This is a genomic window from Streptomyces sp. NPDC029216, assembly GCF_040648015.1.
Lineage (GTDB): Bacteria > Actinomycetota > Actinomycetes > Streptomycetales > Streptomycetaceae > Streptomyces.
The window spans coordinates 1-17,854 of the sequence record NZ_JBEZWL010000087.1; the positions used below are offsets into that span (position 1 = coordinate 1).

Here is a 17,854-nt window from a genome sequence, read left to right on the forward strand (position 1 = left end):
GGGAGCCCCGGGCGGGCCGGGCGGAGCGGGCGGCTGTACGACGGCCGGACCGGCCAGCATCGTCGCGGCATGGTCGAGCCCACCCCCGAGCGAACCACCGGGCGGCCCGGGCGGCACGGACGGCGTCGGCGCACCAGGCGGCCCGGGCGGCGTCGGCACACCGGGCGGCCCGGGCGGCGTCGGCACACCGGGCGGCCCGGGCGGCGTCGGCGGCTGCACGACGGCCGGACCGGCCAGCATCGTCGCGGCGTACAGCGCCCCACCCCCGGGCGCACCGGGCGCACCACCGGGCACAGGCGGAACCGGCGGCGCAGGCGGCGTCGGCACACCGGAAGCACCCGGCACCCCAGGAGCACCAGGAGCACCGGGAGCACCGGGAGCAGCGGGCCCACCGGGAGCCCCGGGCGCACTGGGGCCACCGGAAACACCAGGCCCACCAGGCCCACCGGGAAGGCCAGCAACACCAGGAGCACCCGGCACCCCAGGAGCACCGGGAACGCCAGGCACACCAGGCCCCCCGGGAACCCCCGGCGGCATCGGCGGAACCGGAGCACCCTGCGGAGCCCCGCCAGGAGCCCCGCCCACCGGCCCGGGCGCCTGGGACCCGCCCGCAGGCGACGCACCGGCGAGGCCCGCGGCCTCCGCCTGGAGCGCCAGCGCCGGGGCGATCGCGGTCTTCGGCAGCTGGCTGCCGCCCGCCATCAGCTGGGTCCTGGCCTCCGAACCCACCCCGGCGGACCCCGGGGCGTCATCCAGGTCGGACCCCGACAGCGCCGGCGCGAACACCGTCGCCGGCAGCGGTACGGAGCCGTCGTCGGCCCCCGGGTTCACATCGGTCCCGGCCCACGGCGTGGACCCGTCCGGCACCCCGGCACCCGACGCACCCGCACCCGCACCCGCACCGGCACCCGACGCACCCGCACCCGAACCGGCACCGGCACCGGCACCCGCAGCCGACGCACCCGCACCGGAAGCACCCGCACCGCCCCCCACCACCGGCGGAATCCCCGCCCGGTCCGCCGCCTCCTGCAGCCACTCCGGCGGGCTCAGCATGAACGACGTCTGCTCCGAGTCGATCCGCGGCGGCGGCACCGAAGCCTCCGAAGCCGCCGTCGCAGCCGCCCCGTACTCCTCCTCGTACCGCCGGATCACCTCACCCACCGGCAACCCCGGCCACAACGTCACCTCACCACTGTCCCGCGCGATGACCAGCCGCTGCCGGCCACCACCCGACACCGGACCACCGGCCCGGTCCTCCGCCCACACCACGAAACCCAGCCCGAACTCCCGCACCCGCACCTCGCGGTGCTGGTACCCGGGCATGTCCCCGTTGATCCATTCCTCGGCGCGCTCCTGCGCCTGCGCGAACGTCACCACGACGCGCTCACCCCTCACCCATGCCGGTGTCGGACACCGGAACCGAACGCGCGAATCCGCCGTCCACCATCAGACCGGCCACCGTCTCCAGCTCCGGCGGATTCCCCGCCAAACGCTCCAGGAAGGCATCGAAATCGGCACCGCACGGCAGCAACAGCCGCTCCACCCGCTCCTGCACCGACCAGCCGTCCCGGTCGCGCGCGTCGTCGTACGGGGAGAACCAGACGGAACCGACCCCCTCGCCCCGCACCTTCACCGCGAGCAGCCCGCCCTGCACGAAGGCCACGCACAGGTAGTCCTTCGTCAGGTGGTCCCGCAGACACTTGTTGATGTAGACGAGGTCATTGACCGCCGCCTCCTCACGCACCGTGAAGAACGGCTGGTCCACCAGCATCCCCAGCTCCACGAACAGCCCCGCACCCACCGGCGCGCACCCGCCCGCCGCCTTCAGGAACGAGCGGTACGCCTCCGGAAGCCGGTACCCGAGGTCCTCCTCGACGCCCTGGACCTGCGACTCCGACACCGACACCAGGGACTTCGGCAGCCCCAGGTGCACCGGCCGCGCCTCCTGGAGCGGCCGCCCGCCACGCTTCTCGTGGTCCACCGGAGCCGTCGCCAGACCCGCGTGGTGCCGCAGCAACGCCTTCACCTCGACCGGGACCAACTCCATCCGCCGCGAGCCCGCCACGTGATGCCAGGTCCAGCCGTGCGGCGTCGCCACCGGCCCGACCGTGTCCCACAGCGGATGCCCCGCCGCATGCATCGCCGCGTTGGCGGACACGCAGTCCGTCAGCCGCAGCTCGTCCGCACCGAAACCCTCCGGGGGTTCGGCGATCTCCACGGCCGCACGCGCGTACCGCGAGAAGTCCGGGTGCCCTTCCCCGTCCATCCGCACCCCATGGGGATGCCGAGCGGCCCGGACCGGGTCCGGGAAATGCACGACCTGCCCCGAGTACGCGGCGTTGGGTGGCACGGCCTGCTGCCCGAGCCGACCTGTCGTCATGGTGGTGGCCCCCTGCTGGATCTGGCTGGTTCACCACAGCCTATGTGCTCGGGCAAGACCCTCACCCGCCCCCGACCCCAGCAGGGGCGCGCGAGGCGGGAACATCCGAATTGATACGAATATTCGACCCCGCTTCCACGTGACAGCGGACATTTGACAGGCTGTCCCCGCAGCACGGGGGCGTGCGCGACAGCGGCCACCACCGCCGCCACGGGAGGGAAGAGGCACCATGCAGACAGCGACCACGCACAACGCGAGTCACCACGCGGCACCCCGCGCCGACCGCGGGCAGAGCACCGAACCCGGCCCCGCCGGCGACCCCCGCCTGCGCTGGAGCACCGCCGCAGGCCCCCACACCCCGCCCGTGCTCCGCTTCCGCCGCGACGGCATCCTGCCCACCGTCGCCGCCGCCCTCTCCGTACGCGGCGAAACCCTCACCGGCACCGCCGGCAAGGGCGACCAGCCCCCCGTACTGCACCCCCTCGTCCAGGACTTCCTCGACACCCTCACCAGCGGCCAGCGGGAACGCTTCACCGGCCGCTGCCCCGAAGCCATACTGCTCTCGCGCCACCTCACCACCGTCGAAAGCGCCCGCAGCAGACGCGCCTCCCGCAAACCGCTCACCGCCAGCGAGGCCCGCCGCGCCCTGAAGCACTCCAAGATCACCGCCCGCCGCATCCGGGAAGACGGCGACCCGCTCCACGGCAGCTACGCACCCCCCTGCCGCTCCTGCGACGCACTCCTCAACCACTTCGGCGTACGACCCGTCGACCTCACCCAGCCCGAGTAGCCACCATGACCGCCTCCTCAGCCACCCCGGCCCCCTCGGCCGCATCGGCCTCCTACGGCCGCTCCTCCGCCACCCGCTTCCCCGTCGGCGTCGACGCCGCCCTCCGCACCGCCGGCTGGGAACCCGGCCGCTGGGACATCAAACAGGCCGAATACTGGGCCGACGCCCTCCGCGACCACACCACCCCCGCCGGCCACCGGCACACCGTCTTCCCGGCCGCCGTCGAAGCCTGGGCCGAATTCGGCGGCCTCACCATCACCGCCCCCGGCCCCGGCCGCCAGATAGCCCCCACCCCGGTCCGCCTCGACCCGCTCACCGGCCTCCACCTGGCCCGCACCTTCGCCGACCTCGGACGGGCCCTCTCCACCCAGCTCTGCCCCCTCGGCTCGGACACCGCCGGCGGAGCCCACCTCGCCATCGACCGCGAAGGCCGCGTCTACCTCGTCGACCACACCGGCGACTGGTACCTCGGCTCAAGCCCCGACGAGGCCCTCACCCTCCTCATCACCGGCCTCCAGCCGGTCCGCCTCACCACCGCCCCCTGACCCCGGGGCCGACGGCACCCGGCGGGACCTACCGGGACGGCAGCACCGCCGACACCTTGAACCCGCCCCCGTCCGTCGGCCCCGACACGAACACCCCACCCAGCCCGAGCACCCGCTCCCGCATCCCCAGCAGCCCGTTCCCCCCACTGGGCAGATCGGCACCCCGCGCCTCCCCCTCACACGGCCCGTTCTCCACCTGCATCGCCACCTCCCCCTCCCGATGCGCCAGCCGTACGACGACCCGCGCGCCCGGAGCGTGCTTGTGGCAGTTCGTCAACGCCTCCTGCACCACCCGGTACGCCGTCTGCTCCACCTCCGCCGGATACGCGCCCCGCTCCCCCTGCACCACCACCTCCACACTCATCCCGGCCGCCCGCGACTGCCCCACCAGCACCTCCAGCTCATCGAGCGAAGGCCCGTCCTCCCCCACCGCCGCCACGGCCGCCACCGACGCCGACGCCGCCACCCGCACCGGCTTCTCCGGCGCCCGCAGCACCCCGAGCATCTCCCGCAGCTCCGTCAACGCCTGCCGCCCCATGTCCCCGACCAGCGCCGCGTTCCTCACCGCCTTCGCCGGATCCTTCCCGGCCACCGCCTGCAGCGCCGCCGCGTGCACCACCATCAGCGACACCCGGTGCGCCACCACGTCGTGCATCTCCCGCGCGATCCGCGTCCGCTCCTCCTGACGCGCCCACTCGGCCCGCTCCTCCGCCCGGTCGGCCAGCAACGACAGCTCCCGCTCCAGCGAATCCGCCCGCTCCTGCAGGCTCTCCATCAGCCGCCGCCGCGCCCCCACGTACAGCCCGAGCAGCACCGGCGGCACGGTCAGCGCCACCGCCATGAAGGCGGACAGCACGAAGACGAGCGCCCCCTCCCCGTCCACGTCCCCCCGGGTCCGCATATAGGTCACGACGAAGGTCCCGGCCAGCGACATCGAGGCCAGAGTCGCGGTGATCCGGCGGGGCACCTCGCAGGCGGCCAGCGTGTACAGCCCGACCACCCCGAGCAGGAACCCCATCGCCGCCGGCGTCACGGCGATCCCGACCAGCACCACCGCGATCGGCCACCGCCGCCGCAGCACCAGCACGGCCCCCACCAGAACCCCGAACACCACCCCGACCCACACGGGCACCCCGGCCTCGGGCGCGAAGGGAATCCCCTCCACCGCGCACTCGACGGCGGAAACCACCCCCAGCCCCACATCGAGCACGGCCCCCCGCCGCCGCTCCCACCACCAGGGCCCGTCCCGCCCGGCCCCGTCGCGCTCTTCCCCCGTACTGGTCATGCCGCCCAGCGTACGCAGCGGCCGCAGCACGCCGCCGAACGAAATTCCAGCAAACCCGAGGTAATCGCACGTACGACTGAACCGCCCGGAATCCGAGACCTGAATCCCACATTCCGGACGAACCTGTGGGCATGAGCAAATACGCCGACTTCGAGGGCCTCCGCGCCCAGGCCGTCACCCTCCGCCGCGAGGGCCTCAGCCGCCGCCAGATCCGCGACCGCCTGCAGGTCGACAACAACGACATCCTCAACCGCCTCCTGGAGGGCGAGCCGGCCCCCGAATGGACGAAGCGCCCCAACGCCAAGGACGACCTCCGCGACCGCGCGAGGGAACTCCGCCTCCAGGGCATGACGTACGACCAGATCCAGGTCGAACTGGGCTGCTCGAAGAGCTCCATCTCCCTCTGGGTCCGCGACCTACCGAAGCCGGAGCGGCGCACCCGCCCCGTCGGCACCGATATGACCCAGGCGCAGGCCGGCCGGCAGGAGGCTCACGAGCGTCGCCTCATCGCGCATGAAGCCACACGCCACGCGGCGGCAGCCGAGATCGGCCCCCTCAGCCAGAGAGAGCTGTTCCTGTTGGGCGTCGGCCTCTACTGGGCGGAGGGGGCGAAGGCCAAGCCGCACCCCCAGATCAAATTCGTGAACAGCGACCCGAACATGATCAGGACATTCCTTGCCTGGCTGCGCCTCATGGACGTAGCGGACGACCGGCTCCGCTTCACCCTCCAGATCCACGAAACCGCCGACATCGCCGCAGCCGAGGAGTACTGGGAGGGGGTGGTCGGACTCGGCGCCGCGTACTTCTACAAGACGGCCCTCAAGCGCCACAACCCCAGAACCAACCGCAAGAACACCGGTACCAGCTACCACGGATGCCTGACGGTGAGCGTCTTGCGGGGCGCGGAGCTTCACCGTCGCATCGAAGGCGCCTGGTGCGGCATAGTAGGGGGCGTCGACTCGATCACTAAGGCGCGATGTCCGATTTAGTCGAATATCATCCCCTGTAGTGTAATTGGCAGCACAATGGCTTTTGGTGCCATTAGGTCCGGGTTCGAATCCTGGCGGGGGAGCCTCACAAGTTCGGGTCCTGACCTCAAGGTCGGGACCCGGCCTCGTTTCCGACCCGTGACCCCCCGCTATCCTTCACGGGTCCACCCCCGAAGCCGAAGGGCACACCCGTGAGCGCAACCCGCCCGGCAGCCGTCGTCGTACTCGCAGCGGGTGAGGGCACCCGCATGAAGTCTGCGACTCCCAAGGTTCTGCACGAGATCTGCGGGCGCTCGCTCGTCGGTCACGTGGTCGCCGCCTCCCGCGAGCTCGACCCGACCCACCTGGTGGTCGTCGTAGGCCACGCCCGCGAGCAGGTGACCGCGCACCTCGCCGGCGTCGACGCCGGCGTCCGCACCGCCGTGCAGCACGAGCAGAACGGCACCGGCCACGCCGTCCGGATGGCCCTCGAAGAGCTCGGCGGGACCGTCGACGGGACCGTCATCGTGGTCTGCGGCGACACCCCGCTCCTCACCGGCGAGACCCTCCGCGCCCTCGCGGCCACCCACGAGGCCGATGGCAACGCCGTCACCGTCCTCACCGCCGAGGTCCCCGACTCCACCGGCTACGGCCGCATCGTCCGCGACCCGCAGACCGGCGCCGTCACCGCGATCGTCGAGCACAAGGACGCCACCGACGCCCAGCGCGCGATCCGCGAGATCAACTCCGGGGTCTTCGCCTTCGACGGAGCCCTCCTCACCGACGCCCTCGGCAAGGTCCGCACCGACAACAGCCAGGGCGAGGAGTACCTCACCGACGTGCTCGGGATCCTGCGCGAGGCGGGTCACCGCGTCGGCGCGGCGGTCGGCAGCGACCACCGGCAGATCCTCGGCATCAACAACCGCGTCCAGCTCGCCGAGGCCCGCGCGCTGCTGAACGCGCGCCTGCTGGAGCGGGCCATGCTCGCGGGCGTCACCGTCGTGGACCCGGCGAGCGTGTTCGTCGACGTGACGGTCACCTTCGGGCAGGACGCCCTGATCCACCCCGGCACCCAGCTGCTGGGCGCGACGCACATCGGCGAGGGGGCCGAGGTCGGCCCGAACACCCGCCTGAAGGACACCCGCGTGGGCGCGGGCGCCCGGGTGGACAACACGGTGGCGGACGGCGCGGTCGTCGGCGACCTGGCGACGGTCGGCCCGTTCGCGTACCTGCGCCCGGGTACGGACCTGGGTGTGAAGGCGAAGGCCGGCACGTACGTCGAGATGAAGAACGCGACGATCGGCGAGGGCACGAAGGTCCCGCACCTCTCCTACGTCGGCGACGCGACGATCGGCGAGTACACGAACATCGGCGCGGCGAGCGTCTTCGTGAACTACGACGGCGAGCACAAGCACCACACGACCGTCGGCTCACATTGCAAGACGGGTTCGGACAACATGTTTGTGGCTCCGGTCACCATCGGGGACGGTGCCTACACGGCCGCAGGGTCGGTGATCACGAAGGATGTCCCGCCGGGTGCGCTGGCCGTGGCACGCGGCCAGCAGCGGAATATCGAGGGTTGGGTGGCCCGCAAGCGGCCCGGCAGCGCGGCCGCGACGGCGGCTCAGTCCTCGTCCGAGAAGGACTCCGGCCGCCACTGAGGTGAACTGACCGGAAACGAGTACGCCCGGGACGGCGTACCGTGATAGGTGCACGCAATTCGGCTGGCTCACCGTGTGCGGGACGGACGTACACGGGGGCGAGCAGCTTTTCACACGTCTGAGGAGACAGTGCTGTGACCGGGATCAAGACGACCGGCGAGAAGAAGCTGATGCTCTTCTCCGGCCGCGCCCACCCCGAGCTGGCCGAGGAGGTCGCGCACCAGCTGGGGGTCAGCCTGGTGCCGACCAAGGCTTTCGACTTCGCGAACGGTGAGATCTACGTCCGCTTCCAGGAGTCGGCACGTGGCGCGGACTGCTTCCTGATCCAGAGCCACACGGCTCCGATCAATAAGTGGATCATGGAGCAGCTGATCATGATCGACGCGCTGAAGCGCGCGTCGGCTCGTTCCATCACGGTGATCATCCCGTCGTACGGGTACGCCCGTCAGGACAAGAAGCACAAGGGGCGTGAGCCGATCTCGGCGCGCCTGGTCGCGGACCTGCTGAAGACCTCGGGTGCGGACCGCATCCTGACGGTCGATCTGCACACCGACCAGATCCAGGGCTTCTTCGACGGTCCGGTGGACCACCTCTCGGCCCTGAACGTCCTCGCGGACTACGTGGGTGCCAAGGTGGACCGCACCAAGCTGACGGTGGTCTCCCCGGACGCCGGCCGTGTGCGTGTGGCCGACCGCTGGTGCGACCGTCTGGACGCGCCGCTGGCGATCGTGCACAAGCGCCGTGACAAGGACGTCGCCAATCAGGTGACCGTTCACGAGGTCGTCGGTGAGGTCAAGGGCCGGGTCTGTGTCCTGGTCGACGACATGATCGACACGGGTGGCACGATCTGCGCCGCGGCCGACGCGCTGTTCGCGCACGGTGCGGAGGACGTCATCGTGACGGCGACGCACGGCATCCTCTCGGGTCCGGCGGCCGACCGTCTGAAGAACTCGAAGGTGAGCGAGTTCGTCTTCACGAACACGCTGCCCGACCCGTCGGACCTGGAGCTCGACAAGATCACGGTGCTGTCGATCGCTCCGATGATCGCCCGTGCGGTGCGTGAGGTGTTCGAGGACGGTTCGGTGACGAGCCTCTTCGAGGAGCAGCAGTAGTAGTCCTGCTAGATCCTTTTGGGCGCGGCCTCCCCGCCGGGTACACTCGATGAGTTGCTCGGCGAGGGAGGCCGTACCTGTTTGGGTGCGGGTGCTCCGTTATCGACGCGCTCTTCGTAGCAGGCCGTTTCGGCCGGGTGACTCTGTCCGTTTTCGTCACCCCACGAGGAGTGAAGATGTCCGAGATCAAGCTTTCCGCGAAGCTCCGTGAGTCCTTCGGCAAGGGCTCGGCCCGTCAGGCCCGTCGCGACGCCCTGACCCCCGGTGTCATCTACGGTCACGGCGCGACCCCGAAGCACGTCGGTGTCGAGGCCCACGCCCTGATGATGGCCCTGAAGACCCCGAACGTCCTGCTCTCCCTGGACATCGAGGGCGACGGCACCGAGCTGGTCATCCCGAAGGCCGTTCAGCGTCACCCGCTGAAGCGCAACATCCTGCACGTCGACTTCCTGATCGTCCAGAAGGGCGAGAAGGTCACGGTCGAGGTTCCGGTCGTGACCGAGGGCGAGCTGGCCCCGGGCGGCAACCTGCTGGAGACCCTGCTGTCGACCATTTCGGTCGAGGCCGAGGCCACGCACATCCCGACCGAGGTCACCGTTTCCATCGCGGGCCTGGAGGCCGGTGCCACGGTGCACGCCTCGGACCTGGTCCTGCCGGCCGGCACCACGCTGGCCGTCGACGGTGAGACCGCCGTTCTGCAGGTCGTCGCCCCGCAGGCCGAGGAGCCGGCCGCCGAGGCGGCCGAGGGTGCCGAGGCCTGAGCCTCGCTCCTTCCCCTCAGCAGTTGCTGACCGACCGCCGTCCGGCTCCACTGGAGCGGGACGGCGGTCGTCTTCGTTCATGGCAGGACAAGGCATGGCCCTAAGGAGCTTTTGATGTCGGACGACGCGGCACCCTGGCTGATCGTCGGTCTCGGGAATCCGGGAGCGGAGTACGCCGGCAACCGCCACAACATCGGCTTCATGGTGGCCGACCTGCTGGCCGGGCGGATCGGTGGCAAGTTCAAGGCGCACAAGGCGCGGGCGCAGGTGCTGGAGGGCCGGATCGGTGCTCCGGGGCCGGCGAACCGGCGGGTGGTGATCGCGAAGCCGATGTCGTTCATGAACCTGTCGGGTGGTCCGGTGACGGCGCTGCGCGATTTCTACAAGGTGCCGCTGGATCGGGTCGTGGCGGTGCACGACGAGCTGGACATCGACTACGCGACGCTGCGGCTGAAGCTGGGTGGCGGGGACAACGGCCACAACGGGCTGAAGTCGATGACGAAGGCGATGGGTGCGGACTATCACCGGGTGCGGTGCGGGATCGGCCGGCCGCCGGGGCGGATGCAGGTGGCTGATTTCGTGCTGAAGGATTTCTCGTCGGCGGAGCGCAAGGAGCTGGACTGGTTCGTGGACCGGTCGGCGGATGCGGTGGAGTGCCTGGTCCAGGAGGGTCTGGAGCGGGCGCAGTCGGCGTACAACGCGTAGGGCCGTTGAACGGGGGAGCCCCCCGCGCCGGAAGGTGCGGGGGGCTCCGTCGTGTGCGGGGTGGGGTCAGCCGGTGTTGCGCAGGCCGGCGGCGACGCCGTTGACGGTCAGCAGGAGGGCGCGGGCCAGCAGCGGGTCGGGGGTTTCGCCGCGGGCTGCGGCGGCGCGCTGGCGGGCCAGCAGGGAGACCTGGAGGTAGGAGATCGGGTCCAGGTAGGCGTCGCGGACGGCGAAGGTCTGCTGGAGGACGGGCTGGGAGTCGAGGAGCTTCTCGCCGCCGGTGATGCGCAGGACCTCGCGGACGGTGAGCTCGTGTTCGGCCTCGATGCGGGCGAAGACGTGCTTGAGGTGGTCGGGGACGAGGGTGTCGACGTAGTGGCGGGCGATGCGCAGGTCGGTCTTGGCGAGGGTCATCTCGACGTTGGAGAGGAAGTTGCGGAAGAAGTGCCACTTCTGGCCCATTTCGCCGAGGGCGTCGTCCTGGCCGGACTCGCGCAGGGCCTTGAGGCCGGAGCCGACGCCGTACCAGCCGGGGACGATCTGGCGGGACTGGGTCCAGCCGAAGACCCACGGGATGGCGCGCAGGCCGTCGAGGCCGGCGCCGGAGTCGGGGCGGCGGGAGGGCCGGGAGCCGAGGTGGAGGTCGGCGAGCTGGTCGACGGGGGTGGCGGCGAAGAAGTAGGCGGGGAGGTCGGGGTCCTCGACGAGTTCGCGGTAGGCGGAGTGGGCGGCGTCGGAGACGATGTCCATGGCCGCGTCCCAGCGGGTGAGGGCGTCGGGGGACTGGCGGGGGGCGGTGTGGAGGGCGGAGGCCTGGAGGGTGGCCGCGACGGTCAGTTCCAGGTTCTCGCGGGCGAGCGAGGGGACGAGGTACTTGTCGGAGATGACCTCGCCCTGTTCGGTGACCTTGATCTCGCCTTCGAGGGTGCCCCAGGGCTGGGCGAGGATCGCGTCGTGGGAGGGGCCGCCGCCGCGGCCGACGGTGCCGCCGCGGCCGTGGAAGAGGCGCAGGCGGACGCCGTGGCGGTGGGCCACGTCGCGCAGGCGTCGCTGGGCGCGGTGGATTTCCCACTGGCTGGTGGTGATGCCGCCGAACTTGCTGGAGTCGGAGTAGCCGAGCATGACCTCCTGGACGTCGCCGCGCAGGGAGACGAGGCGGCGGTAGGAGGGGTCGGCGAGCATTTCGTCGAGGATGACGTCGGCGGCGCGCAGTTCGTCGGTGGTTTCCAGGAGCGGCACGATGCCGATCTTGGCCCAGCCGGCGTGGAGGTCGAGGAGGCCGGCCTCGCGGGCGAGGACGGCGGCGGCGAAGACGTCGTCGGCGCCCTGGCACATCGAGATGATGTAGGACTCGATGACCTCGGGGCCGAACTTCTCGAAGGCGTCCTTGATGGCGGAGAAGACGCCGAGGGTCTTCTGGCCGGCCGGGTCGAGGGGTGCGGGGGTGGGTGCGAGGGGGCGGCGGGAGCGGAGTTCCTTTGCGAGGAGCTTCTGCCGGTAGTCGCGGGGCATGTCGGCGTAGCGCCAGGATTCTTCGCCGAGGCGGTCGAAGAGCTGGCCGAGGGCGTGGTGGTGGGCGTCGGCGTGTTCGCGTACGTCCATGGTGGCGAGCTGGAGGCCGAAGGCGGCGAGGGTGCGGATGGTGCGGTCCATGCGGCCGTCGGCGAAGAGGGCGCCGCGGTGTTCGCGCAGGGAGGTCTGGATGAGGGTGAGGTCGGTGAGGAGCTCGGCGGTGCCGAGGTAGTCGCGGCCTTCCTCGTGGGGGGTGCCCTTGGCGAGGCGTTCGCGGGTGTTGAGGAGCTTCTGGCGGATGCAGGTCGCCTTGAGGCGGTAGGGCTCCTCCGCGTTGAGGCGCTTGTAGCGGGGGCTGATCTCCGGGAGGCGTTCCAGGTCGGCCTGGAGGGAGGTGAGGAGTTCCTCGGTGGCGCCGGTGTAGCGGATGGAGTTGGAGAGCAGTCCGCGCAGGAAGTCGATGAGTTCGAGGGCGTCGGTGATGCCGTGTTCGTGCTGGAGGATCAGCACGTCGCGGGTGACCTCGGGGGTGACGTTGGGGTTGCCGTCGCGGTCGCCGCCGATCCAGGTGCCGAAGGTGAGGGGGCGGGTGCCGGCGGGGAGTTCGATGCCGACGCGCTGGAGTTCGGCGGCGAGGTCTTCCAGGACGTCGCCGACGGCGTCGGCGTGGAGCTCGTCGAGGTAGTAGATGGCGTTGCGGGCCTCGTCGGTGGGTTCGGGGCGGACGACGCGCAGTTCGTCGGTCTGCCAGACGAGGTCGATGTTCTCGGCGAGGCGCAGGTCGTGGCGGCGGCGGTCGCCGGCTCCGGTGACGGGTTCTTCGAGGAGGGCGGCGATGCGGCGGAGCTTGTTGAGGACGCTGCGGCGGGCGGCCTCGGTGGGGTGGGCGGTGAAGACGGGGCGGACGTTGAGGTTCTTGACCGTTTCGCGCAGGTGCTCGGGGTCGGCGTCCTTGAGCATGTCGGCGGTGCGGGCGAGGAGGCCGCCCTCGGCGGCGCGGTGGGCGCGCAGTTCCTTGCCGCGGTGGACCTGCTCGGTGATGTTGGCGAGGTGGAAGTAGGTGGAGAAGGCGCGCACGAGCTTGGCGGCGGTCTCCAGGTCGGTGTCGCCGAGCAGCGCGGCGGCGGCCTCGCCGTCGGTGCGGGTCAGTGCGCGGACTCGTTCGACGAGGTCGAGGAGGTCCTGGCCCTCCTGGCGTACGAGGGTCTCGCCGAGGAGGTCGCCGAGGCGGCGGATGTCCGCGCGCAGCTCCGCGTTGGCCGTCTGCGCGGCGCGCTTGCGGGCGGACGGGTCGGCGGGCTGGGTGACGGGGGCCTGGGCGGCCTGGTCAGCACTGCTCACAGGTGCGGCTCCTTGCAGTGTTCGAGCGCTACTGGGCTGTGGGCTCCCGGGGGTGCGCGTCCGGCGGTGCCGTGCTGTGCGCAGCCCGGGCTGCCCGTGCGGACCGCGCTGTCCGACGACACCAGGATAGGTGGCGTGTGCCTGTGCCCCGGCAGAGTGGGCCGGTGTGCTGGCCGGGCGGCGTGGTGCGGGCGTGCTCCTCTTGCCGGGCGGGACGGTTTTGCCATACTTACGTTGCCGTAGGTTACGGGTCCGTAGGTCTGTGGGCCGTGACCTGGGCATCTACCCGCTTCCCACCCCCCAGGGGATTCCTGATGACCATCGGTCCCGATCTGATCGAGGGCGCTTCGGCGTCCTCCGGTACCTCAGTGCCGTCCGCGACCCGCGGCGGTGAGCAGAAGCGCTCGGTGGAGCAGGTCGCGCTGCTGCTGTTCATCACCGTGCCCTTCGTGGCGCTGCTGGCGGCGGTGCCGCTGGCGTGGGGCTGGGGGGTGAGCTGGCTGGACCTCGGTCTGATGGTGTTCATGTACTTCCTGGCGTGCCACGGGATCACCATCGGCTTCCACCGGTATTTCACGCACGGTTCCTTCAAGGCGAAGCGGCCGCTGCGGATCGTCCTGGCGGTGATGGGGTCCCTCGCGGTGGAGGGTCCGCTGGTGCGCTGGGTGGCGGACCACCGCAAGCACCACAAGTACTCCGACCACGAGGGTGACCCGCATTCGCCGTGGCGGTTCGGGGAGACGCTGCCGGCGCTGCTGAAGGGCCTGTGGTGGGCGCACATCGGCTGGCTGTTCGACGAGGAGCAGACGGACCAGCAGAAGTACGCGCCGGACCTGATCAAGGATCCGGCGATCCGGCGGATCAGCCGTGACTTCGTCTACTGGACGGTGCTGTCGCTGGCGATCCCGCCGCTGGTGGGCGGTCTGGTGACGATGTCCTGGTGGGGGGCGTTCACGGCGTTCTTCTGGGGTTCGCTGGTGCGGGTCGCGCTGCTGCACCATGTGACGTGGTCGATCAACTCGATCTGTCACGCGGTGGGCAAGCGGCCGTTCCGGTCGCGGGACCGCAGTGGGAACGTGTGGTGGCTGGCGGTGCTGTCGTGCGGGGAGTCGTGGCACAACCTGCACCACGCGGATCCGACGTCGGCGCGGCACGGTGTGCTGCGCGGGCAGGTGGATTCGAGTGCGCGGCTGATCCGGTGGTTCGAGCTGGCGGGGTGGGCTTCGGACGTGCGGTGGCCGTCGGAGTCGAGGATCGACGCCCGGCGCAAGGAAAAGACGCCGAACGCGGCATGATGGGGGACGTGGCGATCGACGGCAGCAGTACCAGCAGCGACAAGCCCAGGCGAGGACGCCGGGTCCGGATGACGGGCGCCGAGCGGCGCCAGCAACTGCTGGACATCGGCCGCACCCTGTTCGCCGAGAAGGGCTTCGAGGGGACCTCGGTGGAGGAGATCGCGGCGAAGGCCGGGGTGTCCAAGCCGGTGGTGTACGAGCACTTCGGCGGCAAGGAGGGGCTGTACGCGGTGGTGGTGGACCGCGAGATGCGCCAGTTGCTGGACGGGGTGACGGGCGCGTTGACGGCCGGGCATCCGCGGGAGCTGCTGGAGCAGGCGGCGTTCGCCCTGCTGGACTACATCGAGAACTACACGGACGGCTTCCGGATCCTGGTCCGGGATTCTCCGGTGGCGCAGTCGACGGGCACGTTCGCGTCGCTGATCAGTGACATCGCCACGCAGGTGGAGGACATCCTGGGTCTGGAGTTCAAGGCGCGGGGGTTCGATCCGAAGCTGGCGCCGCTGTACGCGCAGGCGCTGGTGGGGATGGTGGCGCTGACGGGGCAGTGGTGGGTGGAGACGCGGCGGCCGAAGAAGGCGGAGGTGGCGGCGCACCTGGTGAACCTGGCCTGGCACGGGCTGGAGCACCTGGAGGCCCGGCCCCGGCTGGTGGGTCACCGCAAGAGCTGATGCCCGTACCGCTGCGCCCTGTCACCGGGTTTCCGGTGACAGGGCGCCGTCGTGTGGGGCGGGGTGCCGCTCAGCCGGTCAGGGGTTCGAGGAACTCAAGCCGGTTGCCGACGGGGTCGTGCGAGTAGAAGCGCCGGTGGCCCGGCAGGTTGTCGTCCCAGACGACGTCCGCCCCGCGTTCGCGGAGTCTGCCGGCGTACTCCTCGATACCGGTGACGCGCAGTCCCGGGTGTGCCTTGCGGGCCGGCCGGAAGTCCTCCTCCACCCCCAGGTGCAGCTGTACCGCGCCCGCGGCGAACCAGCAGCCCCCGCGTGCGGCGAGGACGGGGGGTTTGGAAATCTCTGTCATGCCCAGGACGTCTTGGTAGTAGGCGCGGAGCGTGTCCTCCGAGCCGGGCGGTGCGGCGAGTTGTACGTGGTCCACTGCGCTGAGCACGGTCATGCCTCCTTGCGGGCGACGGCGAAGATACGGCGGAACGGGAAGACGGTGCCCCGGGGGCCGCTGGGGTAGGCGAGGCGCAGGGCTTCGCGGTATTCGGCGAGGAACCGGTCGGCGGAGTCGCGGTCGTCGCCGAGGGCGGTGAGCACGGGGCGCAGGGCGGTTCCCTTGACCCAGTCGAGGACGGGGTCGGGGCCCTGGAGCATCTGGTGGTAGGTGGTCTCCCACACGTCGACGGCGCAGCCCAGTTCGGTGAACCGGGCGAGGTATTCGGCGGGTTCGAGGATGTGGATGTAGCGGGCGCCGTGTCCGGCGAGGCGTCCGCGCCAGCGCGGGGTGTCGCAGAGTTCGGCGAGGAGCCGGTGGCTGGGGGCGGTGAAGTTGCCGGGGATCTGGAAGGCGAAGGTTCCGCCGGGGCGCAGTCCGTTGATCCAGGCGGCGAAGGAGCCGGGGTGGCTGGGCACCCACTGGAGGGCGGCGTTCGACACGATCAGGTCGTAGGTCTCCTCGGGCATCCAGTCGGCGATGTCGCCGTGGCGGAAGTCGAGGTGGCCGCCGCCGGGGGTGGGTCCGGCGTGTTCGGCGTCGGCGAGGCGGAGCATCTCGTGGGAGAGGTCGAATCCGGTGATGCGGGCCTCGGGCCAGCGGTCGGCGAGGAGGGCGGTGACGTTGCCGGGGCCGCAGCCCAGGTCGGCGATGCGCGCGGGCCGGGTGGGGAGCTCGGGTATGCGGGTCAGCAGGTCAAGAAAGGGGCGTGTGCGGTGGCCGGCGTGGCGGAGGTACTGGTGCGGGTCCCAGACGGGTGCGGAGGGCGTGGAGCCGTCCAGGGCCGGGGGGCGCACGGCCGGCGCGATATCGGAATGCATGTTCGAGCCTCCCTACTGGTGGGGCGGTCGGAAGCGGAAGCTGTTCCGGCCCCCTCCATGCCCCATGCTCGGTCAGAATATATCTCGATGTCAAGATTCTCGATTTGAAGAGACTTCATGTCGACAGACCCCGTACACTGATCCGCATGGAGGACGAGGTCGACCGACTGGTCGCGGCATGGCGGCGAGAGCGCCCTGACCTCGACGTGGAACCGCTCGAAGTGCTCAGCCGCGTCAGCCGGCTCGCACGCCACCTCGACCGCGCCCGCAGACTGGCCTTCTCCGAGCACGGCCTCGAACCGTGGGAGTTCGACGTCCTGACCTCGCTGCGGCGCGCCGGGGCCCCGTACCAGCTCTCCCCCGGCCAGTTGCTCACCCAGACGCTCGTCACCTCCGGCACCATGACCAACCGCATCGACCGGCTCGCCAAGAAGGGCCTCGTCGAACGGCTGCCGGACCCCAGCGACCGGCGCGGGGTGCTGGTACGGCTGACCCCCGAGGGGCGCGACCGCGCCGACCAGTCCCTGGCGGGGCTGCTGGCCCAGGAACGGGCGATCCTGGCCCAGCTGTCCGCGGCCGAGCGCGTCGACCTCGCGGGCCTGCTACGCCAGTTGACCGCTCCGTTCGACAACATCCCCGGCTAGCTCCGCCGGCCGCACTCCGGCCCGCCGGGCCAGGGCCACGGCCGCCAGGGTGGAGTGCACGCCCAGCTTGCCCAGCACGTTCTGCATATGGGTGCGGACGGTGTGCGGGGACAGGAACAGCCGCGCCGCGACGTCCTTGCGCCCCAGCCCCGCCACCATGCAGCGCAGCACCTCGTGCTCGCGCGGCGTGAGGGACTCGACGAGGCGTTCGCTGTCGGTGCGGTGCTTGCGTGCGGCGGTCAGCTCCCGCAGCACCCCGGTGAGCAGCGCGGGTGTCAGGTGGGTCTCCTCGCGCAGCACCCCCCGGATCACGGCGAGCAGCCGCGACAGCGAGCAGTCCTTCGCCACCCACCCGGAGGCCCCGGCCTGGAGGGCGAGGGCGGCGCGGCGGGGGTCGTCGCGCTCGGCGAGGACCACCGAGCGGACGCCGGGGTGGGCGGTGCGCACCCCGGCGACCAGTGCGATGCCGTCCGCCGGCGGCGGGGACGGGGCGCCGGGCGCCCGCTGGCCGGGTACGGGCAGGGCCGCGCCCGTACCCGTACCGGCAGCTGGCCCTCCCGGCGTGACTGGTGCTCCCGGTGCTCCCGGTGTGCCGGCGGCGCCCAGGTCGGCGTCGACGAGCAGCACGTCGAAACGGCGGCCTTCCGCGGCCGCGCGTTCGAGGCAGCGCTGGGCCGCGGGACCGCTGCCGGCCGCGGACACGTCCACGTCCGGCTCGGCCGCGAGCGCGGCTGCGAGAGATTCGGCGAAGATGCGGTGGTCGTCGACCACCAGGACCCGGATACGAACCACAAAACCCCCAAGGGTCGGGGAACGGACGACTGCGGGTACGGCACCCGGACCAGGTGGCCCACACGCCCCCGCGGCCGCCGCCGCGAC

General features: G+C 71.4%; 16 protein-coding genes and 1 tRNA gene. 11 read left to right on the forward strand and 6 right to left on the reverse strand.

Translation table 11 applies throughout. From position 1 onward, the window contains the following. Window positions 1–1,384 precede the first annotated feature (1,384 nt). Entirely contained in the window at window positions 1,385–2,380 is a 996-nt protein-coding gene (locus AB0F18_RS26455) for an SMI1/KNR4 family protein (RefSeq protein ID WP_362064816.1), read from the reverse strand. A 229-nt stretch (window positions 2,381–2,609) separates the two neighbouring features. Here AB0F18_RS26455 and AB0F18_RS26460 point away from each other — a divergent pair, with 229 nt between their 5' ends. Together AB0F18_RS26460 and AB0F18_RS26465 are read left to right on the forward strand one after the other, a co-directional pair. After that, on the forward strand, window positions 2,610–3,170 hold the full coding sequence (locus AB0F18_RS26460; protein WP_362064818.1) for a YwqJ-related putative deaminase: 561 nt from the start codon (window positions 2,610–2,612) through the stop codon (window positions 3,168–3,170). Window positions 3,171–3,175: 5 nt separating this feature from the next. After that, entirely contained in the window at window positions 3,176–3,715 is a 540-nt protein-coding gene (locus tag AB0F18_RS26465) for an SUKH-3 domain-containing protein (protein WP_362064820.1), read from the forward strand. A 28-nt stretch (window positions 3,716–3,743) separates the two neighbouring features. Here the strand turns inward: AB0F18_RS26465 and AB0F18_RS26470 are convergent, their stop codons facing one another. Further along, window positions 3,744–5,000 carry a histidine kinase gene (locus tag AB0F18_RS26470; RefSeq protein WP_362064822.1) on the reverse strand — a complete coding sequence of 419 codons (1,257 nt, stop codon included), beginning with the start codon at window positions 4,998–5,000 and terminating at the stop codon, window positions 3,744–3,746. Window positions 5,001–5,131: 131 nt separating this feature from the next. On the opposite strand from AB0F18_RS26470, the gene AB0F18_RS26475 reads away from it, so the two are divergent. The 6 genes from AB0F18_RS26475 to pth all read left to right on the forward strand — a co-directional run bounded on the left by AB0F18_RS26475 (window position 5,132) and on the right by pth (window position 10,207). Next, window positions 5,132–5,989, forward strand: coding sequence for a hypothetical protein (locus AB0F18_RS26475; protein WP_362064824.1), 858 nt, complete (start codon window positions 5,132–5,134; stop codon window positions 5,987–5,989). A gap of 10 nt (window positions 5,990–5,999) precedes the next feature. Continuing rightward, window positions 6,000–6,072, forward strand: a tRNA-Gln gene (locus tag AB0F18_RS26480). Window positions 6,073–6,180: 108 nt separating this feature from the next. Further along, window positions 6,181–7,629 carry a bifunctional UDP-N-acetylglucosamine diphosphorylase/glucosamine-1-phosphate N-acetyltransferase GlmU gene (gene glmU, locus AB0F18_RS26485; RefSeq protein ID WP_362064826.1) on the forward strand — a complete coding sequence of 483 codons (1,449 nt, stop codon included), beginning with the start codon at window positions 6,181–6,183 and terminating at the stop codon, window positions 7,627–7,629. A 134-nt stretch (window positions 7,630–7,763) separates the two neighbouring features. Then, window positions 7,764–8,741: a ribose-phosphate diphosphokinase gene (locus tag AB0F18_RS26490; protein WP_042815924.1), complete on the forward strand. Its 978-nt coding sequence runs from the start codon at window positions 7,764–7,766 to the stop codon at window positions 8,739–8,741. A gap of 176 nt (window positions 8,742–8,917) precedes the next feature. After that, window positions 8,918–9,502, forward strand: a complete 585-nt coding sequence (locus tag AB0F18_RS26495) for a 50S ribosomal protein L25/general stress protein Ctc (protein ID WP_362064828.1) — start codon at window positions 8,918–8,920, stop codon at window positions 9,500–9,502. 114 nt (window positions 9,503–9,616) lie between these two features. Continuing rightward, window positions 9,617–10,207 (forward strand): aminoacyl-tRNA hydrolase, encoded by a 591-nt coding sequence (gene pth, locus AB0F18_RS26500; RefSeq protein ID WP_362064830.1) that lies wholly within the window; start codon window positions 9,617–9,619, stop codon window positions 10,205–10,207. 66 nt (window positions 10,208–10,273) lie between these two features. Here pth and ppc read toward each other — a convergent pair whose 3' ends face one another. Then, entirely contained in the window at window positions 10,274–12,967 is a 2,694-nt protein-coding gene (ppc, locus tag AB0F18_RS26505; protein WP_362064852.1) for a phosphoenolpyruvate carboxylase, read from the reverse strand. Window positions 12,968–13,374: 407 nt separating this feature from the next. Between ppc and AB0F18_RS26510 the strand changes: the two genes are divergently transcribed. After that, entirely contained in the window at window positions 13,375–14,355 is a 981-nt protein-coding gene (locus tag AB0F18_RS26510; protein ID WP_362064832.1) for a fatty acid desaturase, read from the forward strand. Further along, the gene (locus AB0F18_RS26515) at window positions 14,352–15,026 is read left to right on the forward strand and encodes a TetR/AcrR family transcriptional regulator (RefSeq protein WP_362064834.1); all 675 of its coding nucleotides are present in this window, start codon (window positions 14,352–14,354) and stop codon (window positions 15,024–15,026) included. Before AB0F18_RS26510 ends, AB0F18_RS26515 begins: the two co-directional genes overlap by 4 nt. 70 nt (window positions 15,027–15,096) lie before the next feature. Here the strand turns inward: AB0F18_RS26515 and AB0F18_RS26520 are convergent, their stop codons facing one another. Next, window positions 15,097–15,462 carry a VOC family protein gene (locus tag AB0F18_RS26520; protein ID WP_362064854.1) on the reverse strand — a complete coding sequence of 122 codons (366 nt, stop codon included), beginning with the start codon at window positions 15,460–15,462 and terminating at the stop codon, window positions 15,097–15,099. 2 nt (window positions 15,463–15,464) lie between these two features. Continuing rightward, entirely contained in the window at window positions 15,465–16,331 is an 867-nt protein-coding gene (locus AB0F18_RS26525; RefSeq protein WP_362064836.1) for a trans-aconitate 2-methyltransferase, read from the reverse strand. 146 nt (window positions 16,332–16,477) lie between these two features. On the opposite strand from AB0F18_RS26525, the gene AB0F18_RS26530 reads away from it, so the two are divergent. Beyond that, on the forward strand, window positions 16,478–16,975 hold the full coding sequence (locus AB0F18_RS26530) for a MarR family transcriptional regulator (RefSeq protein WP_344168491.1): 498 nt from the start codon (window positions 16,478–16,480) through the stop codon (window positions 16,973–16,975). Here AB0F18_RS26530 and AB0F18_RS26535 read toward each other — a convergent pair. Then, window positions 16,934–17,767, reverse strand: a complete 834-nt coding sequence (locus tag AB0F18_RS26535) for a response regulator transcription factor (RefSeq protein WP_362064838.1) — start codon at window positions 17,765–17,767, stop codon at window positions 16,934–16,936. The genes AB0F18_RS26530 and AB0F18_RS26535 overlap by 42 nt on opposite strands. Window positions 17,768–17,854: the final 87 nt, after the last annotated feature.